Raw genomic sequence first — 16,463 nt, 5'->3', positions numbered from 1 at the left:
TGGTTCCCGCAATTTCGTGCGTATAGGCCATTAATTTGCCTTCCAATGCGACGAAGGAGACTGTGTTGACACGTCCAGAAGAAAAGTTTTTATTCACTTCCGAATCCGTTACTGAAGGTCATCCCGATAAAATTGCCGACCAGATCTCCGACGCCGTCCTCGACGCCGTCATGCAGGACGACCCCATGGGCCGCGTCGCTTGCGAAACGCTCGTCACCACCGGCCTCGTCGTCGTCGCTGGCGAAATCACCACCAAGACCTACGTTGATTTCTCCGACCTCGCCCGCCAGGTCATTCGCGACGTCGGCTACACACGCGCAAAATATGGCTTCGACGCCGACACTTGCGGCGTCATCTCCGCGATCAAGAAGCAGTCCGGCGACATCGCCATGGGTGTTGACACCGGCGGCGCGGGCGACCAGGGCCTGATGTTCGGCTTCGCCTGCGACGAGACCGAAGAGCTGATGCCCATGCCCATTCAGCTCGCGCATCAGCTCACTCATCGCCTCGCTCACGTTCGCAAGCAGGGAATCGCTGACTTCCTTCGTCCCGACGGCAAATCCCAGGTCACCATTGAATACATCAACGGCCGTCCTGCGCGCGTCGATTGTGTGGTCATCTCCACGCAGCACAGCGACTCCGTTTCCAATCAGGATTTGCATCAGGCCATCATCAACGAAGTCATTCGCCCCGTCGTTCCCGCTTCGATGATCGATAAGCACACCAAGTTTCACATCAATCCCACTGGCCGCTTCGTCATCGGTGGTCCCATGGGCGACGCGGGTCTTACGGGCCGAAAAATCATCGTGGATACTTACGGCGGTTACGGCCGTCATGGCGGCGGCGCTCTCTCCGGCAAGGATCCGACCAAGGTGGATCGCTCTGCCTGCTACATGGCGCGTTACATCGCCAAGAATCTCGTCGCCGCGGGCGTCGCGCGTAAGGTCGAAGTTCAATTGGCTTATGCCATCGGCGTCGCCGAGCCTGTTTCCGTCATGGCCGACACGTTCGGCACTGGCACGATTCCCGATCCTCAAATCACGGAGCTGATTCGCAGCACGTTCGCGCTCAATCCGAAGGGAATTATCGAGACGCTGAACCTTCGCCGGCCGATTTATCGCGCCACCGCCAGCTACGGTCATTTTGGCCGCACGGGGCCGGGCTTCACGTGGGAAAAGACGGATCGCGCCGACGCCATTCGCAAGGAAGCCGGCCTTCCCGCGGCCGTCGTCGCCTCGCGCTAGTACGCGTTTGTCATTCTGAGAAGGATGCGACTAGCATCCGACGAAGAATCTGCTTCTGATTCGCCTTTGTAGGAACGGGCTTCAGCCCTGCCCAGCTTTTCGCGAGTGGCCCATCCTTCGCGCTTTTTGCGAACGGTGGGGTAGCTGCCGTGGCGGCTAGGCAGGAAGTCTTTTTTGCTTTGCCTTTGTAGGGCCCGATTGCGGTTATCGGGCCGTCGCTCTTTTCGTTGTCATTCCGAGAAGGATGCGACTAGCATCGGACGAGCCTGCCTGCCGCAGGCAGGGAATCTGCAGTTCGTTTCTCATAGTCTATTTTCGAGGAGAACGCAATCGTGGAAACTGTAACCAAGCTATCTGGCGACGTAAAGGACTTCGCTCTCGCCGACCGCGGCAAGCGCAAAATCGAGTGGGCCAATCAGCAGATGCCCGTCCTGCAGCTCATCCGCAAGCGCTTCATCAAGGAAAAGCCGCTCAAGGGCATCCGCATGTCGGCCTGCCTCCACGTGACGAGCGAAACTGCCAATCTCGCCATCACGCTTCGTGATGGCGGCGCCGACGTCGTGCTTTGCGCTTCGAATCCTCTCTCGACGCAAGACGAAGTCGCCGCCTGCTTGGCCAAGGACTACAACATCCCCACGTTTGCCATCAAAGGCGAAGACAATCCCACCTACTACGCGCACATCAACGCCGCCATTGACCATCACCCGCAAGTCACTCTCGACGACGGCGCCGATTTGGTCACCCAGCTTCTCACCAAGCACAAAAATCTCGTTCCCAACGTCATCGGCGGCACCGAGGAAACCACCACCGGCGTCATTCGCCTCCGCGCCATGGCCAAGGACGGCACGCTCGCCTATCCCATCATCGCCGTCAACGACGCGCTCACCAAGCATCTCTTCGATAATCGCTACGGTACCGGCCAGTCCACTCTCGATGGCATTCTCCGCGCCACGAATCTTCTTCTCGCCGGTATGAACGTCGTCGTCGCCGGCTACGGCTGGTGCGGACGCGGCGTCGCCATGCGCGCCAAGGGCCTCGGCGCCAATGTCATCGTCACGGAAATCAATCCAACCAAGGGCATCGAAGCCATCATGGACGGCTTCCGCGTCATGCCCATGCACGAAGCAGCGAAAATCGGCCAGGTCTTCGTCACGCTCACCGGAAACAAATCCGTTCTCGCCGCGGATCACTTCGAACGCATGAACGATGGCGCGGTCATGTGCAATTCCGGCCACTTCAACGTCGAAATCGACATTCCCGCGCTTGAAAAAATGGCCACTTCGCACCGTGAAGTTCGCCCGTTCGTCGAGGAATACGTCATGCGCGACGGCCGCAAGCTCTATCTTCTCGGCGAAGGCCGCCTCATCAACCTTGCCGCCGCCGAAGGCCATCCCGCCGTCGTCATGGACATGAGCTTCGCCAATCAAGCGCTCTCCGTCGAGCACCTCATCAAGAATGCCAGCAAAATGAAGAAGCAGGTCTACGCCGTGCCCGAGGAAATCGACACGCAAATCGCGCGCCTCAAGCTCGAATCTCTCGGCACGCAAATCGACAAGCTCACCCCTGAGCAGGAGCACTACCTCGCCTCCTGGAACGAAGGCACGTAGGCCCTGTTTTGTCATTCCGAGGAGTGTTTTGCCCGCCGCGAAGCGGCGTGCGACGACGAGGAATCTGCAGTTGGTTTTTGTCCCGACTTATCCGACCGGTGAGTCTTGCCTGCCGTAGGCAGGGATCTGCTTTTCACTTTCGTAAGGGCAGGGCTTGTTTATCCTGACAAAAGAAGGGCCCTGCCCGCGTCTATCCGCCTGGGCGGACGATGCGCCGTATCGCGTCCTGCGAGACTCTCTGCTCTCTACTTTATTCTTTGGGACGCAAGCAATACGCGCATCCCGCCGGAAGTCACCTAGTTTCTGGAACGTCTTCGTAGGGGCGCTGCTTGCTGCGCCCGTCGCGACTCCCCGAGTCGCGCAGCAGTTTTACCCCGCGCACTTTCATTGTCATTCCGAACTTGCCCGCCTAGGCAGGCGAGGAAGCGGCGAATGCCCCATCCTTCGCGCCCGGGATGCGGCATGCGGCCCAACATGAAGAAGGCGCGAAGGGTGGGGTACCTGTCTTGATATTTGCATTGTGCCGTCTTTTCATCCCTGACTATGCAAGCTAGTGCATCATGACCGCAGAACGATGCAGTTGCGTGGCCTAATCCGTTCGCTAAACCGTTTCCGTACAGCAGAATAGGATATGGTTCCTAGCGTGCTCGCGTTCTGTCCGCGTACAGGTGTTTTGTGCGCATCCACCAACGGAGAAGTTTCATGACTAACTTTGGGCCGATTCGCTTCGTCGTCGGATTTTTGAGCCTTGTCGTTCTCTGTGCCTTCGTGGCTCCGCGACGCGCCTCCGCGGGCAATGTCACCATAACACTGAACCCTGGCCCCCTCACCGTCACTGAGGGCAACAACATTACGCTCAACTACACCGTTACCAACAACACGGGTTCAACGATTTTCGGCGACGGCCTGCCACAGTTCATCGTCGGCTATCAGGGCGTCTCAATTTCCGGCGACTCGTCTGACGATCTTGACTTCGCAACCGGCATTTTCTCAGGAACGTGTTCGTCAGAGTCGAGCCTGAGCAACGGTGCCAACTGCACTCTCTCGTTCACCTTTACCGCGGGCTCAACTACCGGGGAAAAGGAAAACTCGGACTTCGCCATTGACCAGGTCATCGCAATCTTCGAGTACGATTGCCCAAATTGTCTTGGCGATACCGACCCTTTCTACACTCCTGGCGGATATTTCAGGCCCGTCAACTCCTCGGCTTTCGTCAGGTCGTCAGACCCAAGCGCAACACCGGAGCCCTCCTCATTGCTCCTCCTCGGTACCGGCCTCCTCGGCCTGCTCGCCGCGAAGGGTCTCGAGCCGCTCATTCGTCTTTTGGCACGCACAAGCTAAGGAGAAACCTATGCTCAGGACACGATTGCTTCGGCTGGCGTCATACCTGTTCGGAGTTGCAGTTTTCTTTTTCTTTATCTCTCCTCGTCCAGCCGCGGCAGGTAGCGTGACCATAACCCTCAACCCAGGACCGCTCACCGTCACTGAAGGAAATTTGATTACCCTCAATTGGACCGTAACCAACAACACCAACAACACCATTTTTGCTTTTTCGGGCAATAGTCAGGCCTTCTTGAGTAACGCGACTTTGTCGCCCGGCTCAGGAGACCCTACGGACGCGACGGCCCTCACCTTCGACTCGCTCGGAGGATCCTGCTTGGCTGTGTCTAGCCTTGCTTCGGGCGCCTCTTGCGGCTTCGACTGGAATTTTTCTACTTCGGACGTAGGCGAAACCGACGGGGACTATGGCATCAACACAGTTGGTTTGAGTATTGGATACACTTGCCCGAACTGCAGCGCGCCCGTCTTTCAGACGGCCTCTGCCAATGTGATCATCGCCGACCCTGGGGCCAACATTCCCACGCCTGAGCCCTCTTCCTTGCTGCTGCTCGGCACCGGCTTGCTCGGCCTCGGCCCATTCATCCGCCGCTTCGCGCGCTACTGAGGGTATAGCGCAGAGTCTCGTTTTTTGAGACTCTGCGGCTGCTTCTCCGTGTGACTCGATCGCATTTATCGGGGTATCGGCGAAAGCGACCAGCAGCCTTAGTCCGACGGCACCTCGGCTCTTGGTCTGTCATTCCGAGCGAGCCCCGACGCAGTTTGTCGGGACGACGAGGAACCTGCTGCTGCCCTTTTGGAGTGCCGTGGCCCGCCGCCGCTTTGGGTGGCACAGGCCTGCCTGCCGCAGGCAGGCTCTCAGTCTGTGTGCTTTTGTAGCGGCCGGTTTACCCGCACTGTGTGTCATCGCATTGCAAGCTAATTGTTCGTCGTCGCAATCTACTGCATTTTGGCCGCAAGCAATTGCATAACTCGTTAAGAAGCCCGCTCTGCTGCTAGCGCTAAGTCCTTTCAGAACAGAACAGAACAGAACAGAACAGTTTGGCCCCTTGCGTGCCTCTCCTCCGAACATATCAAACGCTTGACCTTCGGCCCTGAGTTCTTGAATCTAGGAATATACGGAGGAAGTCATGTCCACAGACTCTCTGTTGCGCGTCATAACGCGTCTAACTGGTGTAGCGTTTTTGTTTTTCTGCGCTTTGGCCTCCCCAGCTCATGCAAACCAATTTATCGTTAACGGCAGCTTCGAAGCGAGTTCGTTTGGCTCTCCCGGCAGCTACACATTGGGTCTCGTGGGCAACGACGTACCGGGCTGGTTCATCCCGGCGAGCGATGGTACCTACCCTTGGGGGCTCACAAATGGCGCATTCGGCGCATCGACCCCTTTTGGTAACCAGTTTTTTGTGCTTGGAGAAGTCGGTACCGGCACTGATTACACGATACAGCAAACCATGACAGGACTTGTTGTCGGCGACTCTTACATGCTCACTTTTGATATTGCCTCGGAGGTTGGTTGCTGTGCAGTCGGTCAGGTTTCCTTTCTGAGCGGCTCGTCGACTTCGGCACAGAATTTTACAGCTCTGGCCTCCGGTAGTTATTGGACGGCGTGGCAAGGGGAAAGCATGACCTTCCTGGCCACCAACAGCAATGTGACCTTGCAGTTCGAGGACTTGGCTGCGCAGTTCCCTGGCGGGCTTGACTTGGGATTGGATAACGTTAGTGTAACCGGGACGTCTACATCCGCAACTCCCGAGCCATCCTCGTTGCTCCTTCTCGGCACTGGCTTGCTCGGCCTCGGCCCGTTCATCCGCCGCTTCGGGCATTCCTAGGTCGCGCTCAGGCGATCAAGCCGCGTTCTTCGTAGGGGCGGGTCTTGACGGGGTCCCCAAAAGCTGATTTCGAGCTTTTGGGGTGGGAGACCCGCCCGCGCCTATCACTTTTTCTCCGGGACTATCTCCTAGGTCGGCGCATTGCGCTTTTGTAGGGCCCGATTGGATTCATCGGGCCGTCGCGCGCAGCGCGAGAACCCGGCGTGTCCTCGTCTCGGCGCTGCCCCTTCGTGGGTCGGCCCTTACGCTACCGCCCGGGCTTGCCTGCCACAGGTAGGCCCCTTTTCCCTGACCAGTGGACTCGCAACTCATCACCAGTCATCATGACTTCTCGATTTCCATTGACAATCCTATAATTATCTGATATATAAGCAATTGCAGACGCAGCGTGTTGGCTGTGAACGACTTAGCAGGAGGCAAGCCGCGGAAACGCGGCTTTTTGCTTTTATGGGCCGACTGAAAATTCTAATCGAGTTTCTATGGGAAATTAGAAATTGAGACAACTTGCACAAAACAAAGGGTCGAGTTCTTTTCTAATCGAGTTTTTCGCGTTTTTTTTCAGAGAAGTGTTCGATTTCGGACGCCGGAGTTATAATGGCCGGAAAGGCGAGCATAAATCGTGCCAGCACTTGAAATTCTTCAACCGCCTGGATCGCTCCACGAAGCCCGCTGGTGGGACGTTGCCCCAAACGGCAAGCTCCATTGTTATCTTTGTCCTCGCCATTGCCATATCGGTGATGGCCAGGCTGGCTTCTGTTTCATCCGTGTCAATCAAGGCGGAAAGCTCTACAGCCTCGGCTATGCTTCTCCCGCCGCCCTTCAGATCGATCCCATCGAGAAAAAGCCGCTCAATCATTTTCTTCCCGGCACGAAAATTTTCTCTATGGGCACTGCCGGCTGCAACATGGGCTGCTTTTTTTGCCAGAACTGGGACATCTCGAAATCCCGCAGCGATCAGGTTCACTCGACGCATCTCGAACCCGACCAAATCGTCGAACTCGCCGTCCACCATGGCTGTCCTTCGATTGCTTTCACCTACAACGAGCCCACTATTTGGGCCGAATATGTCATCGACATCTGCAACGTCGCCCACGCGCGCGGCTTGAAAACCGTCATGGTGACCAACGGCTACATCACGCGCGAAGCGTTCGCCGACGTCTACGGCCACGGCCTCATCGACGCCGCCAACGTCGACCTGAAAGCCTTTACCGAAAATTTCTACGGCAAAATTACGCTGACGCATCTCGCGCCCGTGCTCGAAACTCTCCTTCGCCTCAAAAACGAAACCAGCGTCTGGTTCGAGCTGACTAATCTGATGATTCCCACGCTCAACGACGACGAGAACGAAACGCGCAAGCTCTCGGAATGGGTCCTCGAGCATCTTGGCCCGGATGTTCCGCTGCATTTCACGGCGTTTCATCCCGATTTCAAGCTCCGCGACAAGCCGCGCACGCCTCCGGAAACTTTGCATCGCGCGCGCCACATCGCCCTCGACGTCGGCCTGCATTACGTCTACGAAGGCAATATTTTCACGGATGCTGCAAACACCTATTGCCCGCAGTGCCGCGCGCTTCTCATCGAACGGTCCTGGCACGACGTTCGCCGCAACCTTTTGAAAAATGGCGCCTGTCCCAAGTGCGGCTGCGTCATCCCCGGCCGCTGGTCGAGCATGCACAACGCGACAGCCGGTCCTGCGCATCGCAGTGGCCGGGTTCTGTCAACGGACGAATTGGATTCCTGGAATTTATGAATCGCATATCTTCTGAGGAGAAAACCATGAATCGCATTCGCGTTTTTTCGATCGCTGTTCTCGCCGCGGCCGCGCTCGCCTGTGCAGCCTTTGCGCTGGCTCAAAGTCGGCAGCGCACTCAGACCCAACCCACCATGGCCGTCGAGCGCACGCGCGACAGCCGCCTGATCGGCATCGACGTCGTTCGCATGCTGAACACCGCCGAAGCGAAATACAAATCGCAGCATGGCGCTTACGCCGATTGGAGCGAGCTGTACCGTTTCATCGTGAATGGGGACGCGTCAATGCAGCCGCGGTTCAGCGGCTTGCAAATCACCGCTGGTCCTGAAGTCGTCCCCGGCTGGAATCTGAACCTGATTGCCTCCGCAGACCGTCGCGGCTATGAATTCGCTCTGCGAAATGTTGACGACAAGGCCTGTCGCTTCTCTTTTTTCAGCGATGAGAGTGCTCTGATTTATCAGGGCGACGTGATTGGCTGCCCATCTGCGCAGGTGATTCCCGCGAGCCAATAGCATCTCGCTGCGCGCGTTGAAAATCGGCACGCAATGTCAGAAAGCCGCGCGCGTTTTCGCTCGCTATTTCCACGGCCTGTAGTATCCCGGCCCGACGCGCAGACTGTGATGCCAGGCCACCGGAAAACTCCACCACGCGATTGTTCCAAGCATGGCTTGAATCAGCGTAAGCGGTAAAATATTTCTGTGCCGCGCGAATAGCCGCGCGAACACTACGCCGCCGACGAATGTAAGCGGCACAAGCACCGGATTCGGCCAGTGACACGCCGCGAAAATTGCTCCGGCAAGCAGCGCCGCGACCCACTCGCGCCGCAAGAGCGACAGGAAGCGATTCATCAGCAGAGAATTGAGCGCGACTTGCTGCAACAGGCAAAAGGCGAAGTAGCTCCACAGCCGCTCGGTCGAGCGCAGATTCTCTGGAATGTGCCATGGCTGTCCAAGAACCAATCCCGTCGCAATCAGCGCCGCGGCCATTATCGCAAATGCGATCAGCGCCCATTTCGTCGCCGGCCACAAATTATCCGCGCGCCAGCCCAGCGTCTTCGGCGTGTCGCGATGCAGCAAGAAGGTCGCGGCGACCCACACCGGAAAAATAATCCATACGCGGCGCGCCGTGAATTCCCATCGCCAGATAAATAGCAGCGTGAAAATCGGAATCCCAGTCACGTCGATAAGCGAAAGTATGCGCAGCGCCCGTTGGTTCATTTCTTTCTAAGATGCGCGCAGCAGTTTTTCGGTCAGCTCCATGGCATCCGTGCTGTCCATGGCGGAATCTTCCGCGAGCCATTCGCACGCGATATCCGGAAATCCCCGCCGCGTAATCGCAGCGGGCAATTCGCGCAAGATTCGACGCGGCTCGCGCGCGAGAAGTTCACCGATAGCCTCAAAAAGAATTTCATGGTCCGCGTCGCGCCATGAGTAATCGGCCAGCCTGCGCGCGACATTTTGCTGAGCTGCCGCGTCTGCTCCGCCTGCGCACAAGAATCGCAGCACTTGCCGTTCGCTTTCCATGCGCGTGTTTTCTTTCGGATTCGGCTGCATTCGGTTTGCTCTCCGCGCAACTCGGCCGGCGAATGTCTGCACGATTTTATCGCAGCGCACAACTTGTCGCACCATGCGTGAACCCATCGCCGATCGGACCTGAGAATCCACTTCCACTACACCTTCCCACACGTCCTTCCTTCATGCTAGCGTGGTTTCAGGCGTGCGTTGACCGCCTGGATGGCAAAATGGCTGCGGCAAATAACTCGAAGAGAGACGGCACGACGTCCCCTCCTGTTTGCCCTGACGCAGGAAACGATCAGAGTGTGCGGAGGGTTGCCGGTGCCATTTCTAATCGCGACACGCCGGAATTAGAATTTTTTGTAACTCACAAAAAGCAAAGCCCCGTTCCAATTCCTAATCGCCAAATTTTCGCGGGTCCTTTGTCCCGCTCTCTCGTAAGTGAAACGAATCCCCCTCGCCGGCTTTACGCCCGACCAGCTGAATTTATAATCGGGACACAAAACTCCAGTGAGATTCCCGTAACTGACACAAAACAAACGCCGGCATGCCTTTCTAATCGGGACGAATTTCACTGCTTCCTCAGGCATTTCTTGAAGCAATTTTTTTCGCTTCCGCATCCAATTCGAGAAATGCCGTGCTCGATTCCGCACCTCACTTATGCCCTCGTTGCTGCCGCGATTTTCCTCATCGCCGCGAATCCTTGCTGCGCGCAGTCCGCTGACAAAATCATTCAGCAATCCCTCCGCGCTTCCGGAGGCGCAAAGGCGCTCGCAAAAATCCATTCGTCTCTATGGGAGGGAACCGTCAGGGAATCCAACCTCCCCGAGACGGGCGAATTCACTTTGATTACCGCCGCGCCCGGCCAGTTCTATCGCGAAATCGTCTTCGGAACGGAGCGCATCGCCGAAGCCTGCAACACAAGTTCCTGCTGGGGCGAGCAGGGGAGCGGAAATCTCTATACTTTTTTCGGTGCGGAGGAAAAACGCGCTGAGGCGACCGGCCACTACTTGAACTTCGCCCTGGCCAACTACAAGAAGCAAAAGATTCAGGCGCGGTTTGTCGACACGGAAAGTGTCAACGGCCAGTCCGCCGATGTCGTTGAGCTTTCCATTCCTCCCGGGGAAACCCGCCGCGTTTTTTTCGACCAGAAAAGCCATCTCATTGTGAAAGAAGTTGTCGATGCAGCGCGCGTATCTCCTGCGGAAAGCAAAGAACGGGAGCCGGCCGGGCGTTTGTCGAAAGTTGCCGAAGCGCCTTCCGCGGGCGGAGCGCAAGAAATCGATTTTGCGGATTACCGCGCCGTGCAAGGCGTGATGGAACCGTTTCGGCTCACAATCCAGCAAGGCGGCCGGACGTTTCAAGTTTCCCTCGATCGCATCTCTCTGAATTCGAGCGTGAATGCATCTTCATTCCAGTTTCCAAATCTTTCCAGGAAACCCCTGCCCGACGTGGCCCAGCTTCTTGCGGCTGTTCAGAAAAATCAGAAACACATTGATGAAATCCAAAAGGACTACGCCTGCATGAAGCTCGAAGAGAACGACGAGACAAATGGCAAGGGCCAGGTCACCAAGCGCACCGCAACTCTCTATCAGGTTTCTTATATCGCCGGGCATGAAATTGACCGCAAGACGGAGGTCGACGGTAAGCCTCTCAATCCCGCTCAGCAACAGAAGGAGGACGACCGCATCAAAAAAGGCATCGACCGCTACGACAAAGAAGCCGCGAGTCCACCCAAGAAAAACGACGATGATGTGGGCATCTCCGATTTCCTGCGGATCTCCCACTTTACCAATCCGCGCTGGGAACGTTTCCGGGGGCAGGACGTCGTCGTTTTCGATTTTGGTCCGAATCCCGATTTCAAGCCCAAGAAGCTCGTCGAAAAGCTGATCTATGACCTCGTCGGGACCGTCTGGGTGGATGCGCAGGCGCAGGACGTCGTGCGCCTCGAAGCGCGCTTCGATAATTCAATGAGGATCGGAGGCATCTTGGCGTCGTTGCAGAAGGGCTCCGCGTTTCAGTTCGAACAGTCTCTTGTGAACAACGAGGTCTGGCTTCCTTCCTACGATGAAATTCATGTGGGAGCGAGGCTCTTGATGCTGAAAACAGTTCGCGCGGACGAAATCGACCATTACTACGGCTACCAGAAATTCCACGTCGCGGCGAACGAGAAGATTAGCCAGCCGAAACAACCATGAATGCTCTGAGGATTGATTACAGCAGGTGTTCGCGAAGGAGGGCCGCAGCGTCCGCATCGCTGATAACGCCGCGCTTGGCCAGCAAACGGATCAGCCGTTGAGCCAGCACGGCAGCGGAAGCATCGCTCATTCCCGCCGGTTTGGCTGGCGTGCTTTCGCGCTCCAGATTCGCCGGGCGCGCCATCGTCAATTCCGCAAGCCACGCGTCCAGTGCGCTCTGTTTTTCCGGGCGCATTTCGTTGAAGGCGATGCCCATGCCCAGGCCGGCTTGCGAAAACGTCACCATTCCGATGGCTTCGAAGCTGAAATTGTCTTTGTGCAGCCGGACGCGCACTTCCGAATTCACCGGCAGCGGCATCAGCGTGTCCACGAAACATCCGCCGGGACCGAGGTCCGTGGTGCGGCTGGAAAATCGCGTGCCCGACTTGATTTCCACGACTTCCGCAGAGACGGTCAGTTGGTAGCGTATGGCGTTGCGCCGTTCGTTTGTTTCTTCGGCTTGGTTAGGCAAAATTGTTTTTGTCAATCGCGACATCCCAATAGCCCCCTCGAACCAAATCCGCAGCGCATCTGCCGTGTATTGCAGTGTCGCCTGAATCGCGGAGCACTGAGGAAATTGTCGCGTGGCACACAACATGGAACAAGCGTTTCAGAATCTGGCGATTCCGAAAAAGAACTGTCCCGACGTACAGGGATAGGACGATGCGAAAGTGTCAGGGCTGCGGCCCGCTCTCGGCCAGCAATTCCGCCAAGTAATTTTTCCACACGGCCGCGAGCGTGTGCGTGCCATGGCCGCGCGTTTCATTTGTAATCGGCAGCAGCACAAATCTCCCGTGCGGCACGCGGTGAATCAGTTCGTCGTCAATGTGCAATTCCGGTGGATTGACAAAATCATCTGCGGAATTAATCGCCAGCAGCGGCGCTTCGATTTTGGTCAGATCGGGCGAAGGATCGTAGTCACGCGAAGCATTGCACGCGTAAATCATGTCGTTGGCGTCCAATCCTTTGAGGCGTTCCGCGAGACTTTTGTCCAGAAACGCATCCGCTGCGACGCCGGTTGGGTACTCATGCTGCCAGTAAAGCGGCGTGCTGACCATCAGCAACTCCACATCGAGAGCGGCGCGCAGCCCATTGACTGGCTCGGTCTTGTAATTTCCGCCGTCCCACGCCGGATCGTCTTCAATCGAATCCATAATCATTTTGCGCGTCATGCGATTGCGTCCCGCGATCTGCACGGGCAGGCAAGCGAGCGGCATGAGCGCGTCCATGAATTTCGGATACGTCTCGCCCCACAGCCACGTGTGCATACAGCCCATCGAAGTTCCCGTTACCAGGCGCAAATGATTCACGTGCAGGCCGTCAGCAACCACGTCGTATTCGCCCTGCACCATGTCCGCGTAATCGTACTTTGGAAACTTCATCCGCATTCCGTCGCTTGGCTTGCTCGATTTTCCGTGGCCGATGTCGTCCGGCAGAATGATGAAATATTTCGAATCGTCGAGCAATTGGCCCGGTCCAAAGAGCACGCCGGCGAAAACGGGCCGCAAGAACTGGTGTCCCGTGCCGCCCGTGCCGTGCATGATCAGCACGGCGTTCGTCACGCGCCCGGAGGCGTCGCGTCGCGGCTCGCCGAGCGTCGTGTAATGCAGGCGCACGTTCGCAAGCGTTTCGCCATCGCGAAAATGGAATTCCGGAACCACGTAGTCGCCTTCCTTTGTGGGCCACGCCCGCGGCGAGGCTGCGGTTTGCGCAGAAGCGGGAAATGGCAGCGCGAAAAGCAGGGCAAAAATCAGAAAAGGAATGCGAAAAATGTTCTTCATCGCTCTTTCTCCCCGGAAAAATCCGCTGCGAGCGCGAACGTGCCACTGCACAGCCGGTAGATGCATATCACGCGCGGCGGCTCCTATTCAACGCTTCCTTGCATCGCGGCATAGGCGGTACAGGTTCGAATATCTCTTCGTTGACACGCAAGCCCGGCCAGAATACGCTTTCGAGCCTCGCTGCCAGCGGGTGGTGCGCTGGCCGGAATGTGTGAGTGAGATTCGCCATACGACAACGGGAGGAAGCATGAAGCGAAAGATTGCCATTGTTTGTGCGCTTGCAGCGTGCGCGTTCTTCGCGCCGAACGTCTTGGCGCAGGATACGGATGGGATGCCGAAGACGGCCGCGAAGAGTACGATGTTCGTCCGCTGCGGAAAATTGATTGCCGATGTGGATCAGCCCGCAATCGACGGCGGCGAAATCATCATCGCCGACGGAAAAGTTACGGCGGTTGGCCGCGACCTCACCGCGCCCGCCGGCGCGCAGCAGCAAGACCTGACGAAATACACATGCATTCCCGGGCTGATCGACGCGCACATTCATTTGTGGACTGGCCCGCGCGGACAATATCCGTCGCTGCCGCTCGCCACGCTGCGCGCTTCGAAGGCCATGGCGTATGCGGTTGATTCCGGCGTTGTCGCCGCGCGCGTCCTCGGAAGCGAAGGCTTCGTGGATGTCGCGCTGATGAACGCCATCAACGAAGGCACGATTCCTGGCCCTCGGCTCGATCCTGCGGCGCACGCGATTTCCATCCCCGGCGGCCACGGCGACTTCTACGATTTTCCGCCGGATCTCATGCCCGAGGATTTCTATACGCCGGAAAACGGATTCATTAATTCGCCTGCGGATGCCGAAGCCGCCGTTCACTGGCAGCTCAAATACGGCGCGCGCGTCATCAAGATTCTCGCGTCCGGCGGCGTGCTTTCGCCGCTCGATTCGCCGCTGGCGGAACAGGTTTCGGCTGAAGAGCTGAAGGTGATCGTCGAGCAGGCGCACAATGCGCACGTAAAAGTCGCCGCGCACGATGAGAATCTTCCGACGATTTGGGCCGCGCTGCATGCAGGCGTGGATTCGATCGAGCACGGCGCGGGACTGGATCAGGACGCGGCGAACTACATGAAAGAGCACGGCACGTACCTGACGCCGACGCTCTACATCGCGAACAACATCGTCGAAAACGGGCCGAAGATGCACATGGCGGACTACGCGATTCGCAAGGCAAATCTCATCTGGCAAGGCGAATTGCAAGGCTTCAAAGTCGCGCTGGCAACAGGGCTGAAAATCGCGGCGGGTTCGGACCAGAGTTACGAACCCGGGAAGGGAACGGTTCGCGACGAAATCATGACCGAGGTGCGTTTCGGCGCGACGCCAAAGCAGGCGCTCTACTTTGGTACACGGGGTTCGGCGGACTTGCTCGGGTATGACGACCTCGGCACGATCGCCGTCGGGAAAGAAGGCGATGTGGTGGCGACGGAAGGCAATCCGCTCGACGACATTCACGCACTCGAACGCGTGCGCGCGGTGATCGTCAAGGGCGAATCGATGCCAGCGGCGAATCGGTACTAGATCGCCGCCCAACTGGAGCGCGCTGGGACTCGAACGTCGGGATTCGGCGCGCCCTGCGCGTTTTCACCGAAAATCGAGCTTTGGGGGATTTTCACCGTAGACGATTTTGCGATACAAAGAAAAGGCTTGCTTTTTTTTGGAGATATGTTATATAAATTTGCTATAAACTCGCTTGTTGCGTGCAAGCGAGTTATTTTTTTGCCTGCTCCTTCAAAGATAAGCGAGGTGCTTCTTCCATGAAGCGCGCCCTTCCGATTCTCTCCGTCGCATTGTTTGTCGCTTTGGCGATGTCTGCGATTTCGCGTGCACGTGCTCAGGGAAAGGCGCAACAGCTCTCGAGCATGGATCGCGCCCATGCGGAAGAGATGCTTCAGCAGGTTCATGATGCCGTGAAGAAGGATTATTACGATTCTACTTTTCATGGCGTGGATATGGACGCACGCTACCAGAAGTACGCAGCGGCGATTAAGAACGCGCCCACACTGGGTGAGGCCTTCCACGTTATCGCGGGCTATCTTTCAGGCCTTCACGATTCGCACACCTTCTTCGTGCCGCCGTCCATAAACTACAATTTCGATTATGGGTTTCGAATGCAGATGATCGGGGATCGCTGTTTCGTCACGGAAGTGCGGCCTGAGACCGACGCCGCCAGCAAGATTCATCCAGGAGATGAAATACTTAAGGTCGGTGCATTTTCGGTCAACCGAAAGGATTTTTCGGATATCGAATACTATCTGAATTCGCTCTCGCCTCAAGGTGCTTTGGAGCTTTCTCTCCGCGATCCTCAAGGAACTATGCGGACGGAGCAGGTGCGCACGAAATTCATCACCAAACAAAAACTCATTGACGTCTCCTTTGAAACGGGCGATACCGGTTTCTGGAATCTGATTCTGGACGAGGAAAGCAGAATCCATCTCCTTCGAGAGCGCTGGGCTGAGATTGGCGATACGTTCATCTGGAAAATTCCTGCATTCAATATGGACCAGGGAGTAACAGATGACATTATGGGCAAGGCCGACAAGCACGCAGCGCTTGTCATCGACCTTCGCGGAAACCCTGGAGGCGCGGTCGACGCCCTTTCATATCTCGTCGGACACTTTTTTGATCATGACATAACGATTGCGTCGCCTGTTGGTCGGAAGCGAGATAAGGATCTCGTCGCTAAGCCTCGCGGCAAGACGTACACAGGAAAACTATTTATTCTTGTCGACAGCGGTTCCGCGTCAGCAGCAGAGCTTTTTGCGCGCACCATGCAACTCAATCACAGAGGGGTCGTAGTGGGAGATTTGAGCGCTGGCGCAGTCATGGAATCGAGAATTTACCCATTTCAAATTGGAGTCATGGGAGGCAACGACCTCATCGTCTTCTACGCTGCCTCGATTACGCACGATAACCTCATCATGACGGATGGAAAGAGCCTCGAAAGCGTTGGCGTAACGCCGGATGAGTTGATCGTGCCGACGGGTGCGGACCTCGCCGCCGGTCGCGATCCTGCGCTCGCGCAGGCGGCGCAGCTTGCCGGCGCGAAGCTCGATCCTGCCGCAGCGGGCAAGCTTTTCCCGTTTGAGTGGGCGCCACTTCAGCAGTGAGCTAGCG

At 57.0% G+C, this 16,463-nt stretch carries 14 protein-coding genes; 10 read left to right on the top strand and 4 right to left on the bottom strand.

Annotated elements, in window-relative coordinates:
• Positions 1-65 precede the first annotated feature (65 nt).
• The 7 genes from metK (at position 66) to VGR81_02035 (ending at position 8,280) form a co-directional block, all read left to right on the top strand.
• A complete protein-coding gene (gene metK / locus VGR81_02065; GenBank protein HEV2287719.1) occupies positions 66-1,244 on the top strand; it encodes a methionine adenosyltransferase in 1,179 nt (392 codons plus the stop codon).
• Between the two features lie 332 nt (positions 1,245-1,576).
• Positions 1,577-2,851 carry an adenosylhomocysteinase gene (gene ahcY, locus VGR81_02060; GenBank protein ID HEV2287718.1) on the top strand — a complete coding sequence of 425 codons (1,275 nt, stop codon included), beginning with the start codon at positions 1,577-1,579 and terminating at the stop codon, positions 2,849-2,851.
• Positions 2,852-3,553: 702 nt separating this feature from the next.
• Positions 3,554-4,192 carry a PEP-CTERM sorting domain-containing protein gene (locus VGR81_02055; GenBank protein ID HEV2287717.1) on the top strand — a complete coding sequence of 213 codons (639 nt, stop codon included), beginning with the start codon at positions 3,554-3,556 and terminating at the stop codon, positions 4,190-4,192.
• Positions 4,193-4,298: 106 nt separating this feature from the next.
• Positions 4,299-4,796: a PEP-CTERM sorting domain-containing protein gene (locus VGR81_02050; GenBank protein HEV2287716.1), complete on the top strand. Its 498-nt coding sequence runs from the start codon at positions 4,299-4,301 to the stop codon at positions 4,794-4,796.
• Positions 4,797-5,319: 523 nt separating this feature from the next.
• The gene (locus tag VGR81_02045) at positions 5,320-6,018 is read left to right on the top strand and encodes a DUF642 domain-containing protein (protein HEV2287715.1); all 699 of its coding nucleotides are present in this window, start codon (positions 5,320-5,322) and stop codon (positions 6,016-6,018) included.
• Between the two features lie 619 nt (positions 6,019-6,637).
• Entirely contained in the window at positions 6,638-7,768 is a 1,131-nt protein-coding gene (gene amrS, locus VGR81_02040; protein HEV2287714.1) for an AmmeMemoRadiSam system radical SAM enzyme, read from the top strand.
• Positions 7,769-7,794: 26 nt separating this feature from the next.
• Positions 7,795-8,280, top strand: coding sequence for a hypothetical protein (locus VGR81_02035; protein ID HEV2287713.1), 486 nt, complete (start codon positions 7,795-7,797; stop codon positions 8,278-8,280).
• A gap of 63 nt (positions 8,281-8,343) precedes the next feature.
• Here the strand turns inward: VGR81_02035 and VGR81_02030 are convergent, their stop codons facing one another.
• Entirely contained in the window at positions 8,344-8,985 is a 642-nt protein-coding gene (locus tag VGR81_02030; GenBank protein HEV2287712.1) for a CPBP family glutamic-type intramembrane protease, read from the bottom strand.
• 6 nt (positions 8,986-8,991) lie between these two features.
• Positions 8,992-9,321, bottom strand: coding sequence for a hypothetical protein (locus tag VGR81_02025; GenBank protein ID HEV2287711.1), 330 nt, complete (start codon positions 9,319-9,321; stop codon positions 8,992-8,994).
• 554 nt (positions 9,322-9,875) lie between these two features.
• Between VGR81_02025 and VGR81_02020 the strand changes: the two genes are divergently transcribed.
• Complete coding sequence (locus VGR81_02020) at positions 9,876-11,480, top strand: hypothetical protein (protein HEV2287710.1); 1,605 nt, start codon at positions 9,876-9,878, stop codon at positions 11,478-11,480.
• A gap of 16 nt (positions 11,481-11,496) precedes the next feature.
• Here the strand turns inward: VGR81_02020 and VGR81_02015 are convergent, their stop codons facing one another.
• Positions 11,497-12,015, bottom strand: coding sequence for a PilZ domain-containing protein (locus VGR81_02015; GenBank protein ID HEV2287709.1), 519 nt, complete (start codon positions 12,013-12,015; stop codon positions 11,497-11,499).
• Between the two features lie 178 nt (positions 12,016-12,193).
• Positions 12,194-13,300, bottom strand: coding sequence for an alpha/beta fold hydrolase (locus tag VGR81_02010; protein HEV2287708.1), 1,107 nt, complete (start codon positions 13,298-13,300; stop codon positions 12,194-12,196).
• A gap of 247 nt (positions 13,301-13,547) precedes the next feature.
• On the opposite strand from VGR81_02010, the gene VGR81_02005 reads away from it, so the two are divergent.
• Both VGR81_02005 and VGR81_02000 read left to right on the top strand, forming a co-directional pair.
• Positions 13,548-14,867 carry an amidohydrolase family protein gene (locus VGR81_02005; protein HEV2287707.1) on the top strand — a complete coding sequence of 440 codons (1,320 nt, stop codon included), beginning with the start codon at positions 13,548-13,550 and terminating at the stop codon, positions 14,865-14,867.
• Positions 14,868-15,103: 236 nt separating this feature from the next.
• Complete coding sequence (locus tag VGR81_02000) at positions 15,104-16,456, top strand: S41 family peptidase (GenBank protein ID HEV2287706.1); 1,353 nt, start codon at positions 15,104-15,106, stop codon at positions 16,454-16,456.
• Positions 16,457-16,463: the final 7 nt, after the last annotated feature.

The sequence above is a fragment of the Candidatus Acidiferrales bacterium genome (genome assembly GCA_035934015.1).
Taxonomy (GTDB): Bacteria; Acidobacteriota; Terriglobia; order Acidiferrales; family UBA7541; genus DAHUXN01.
This window is presented reverse-complemented; position numbering and strand designations above follow the sequence as displayed.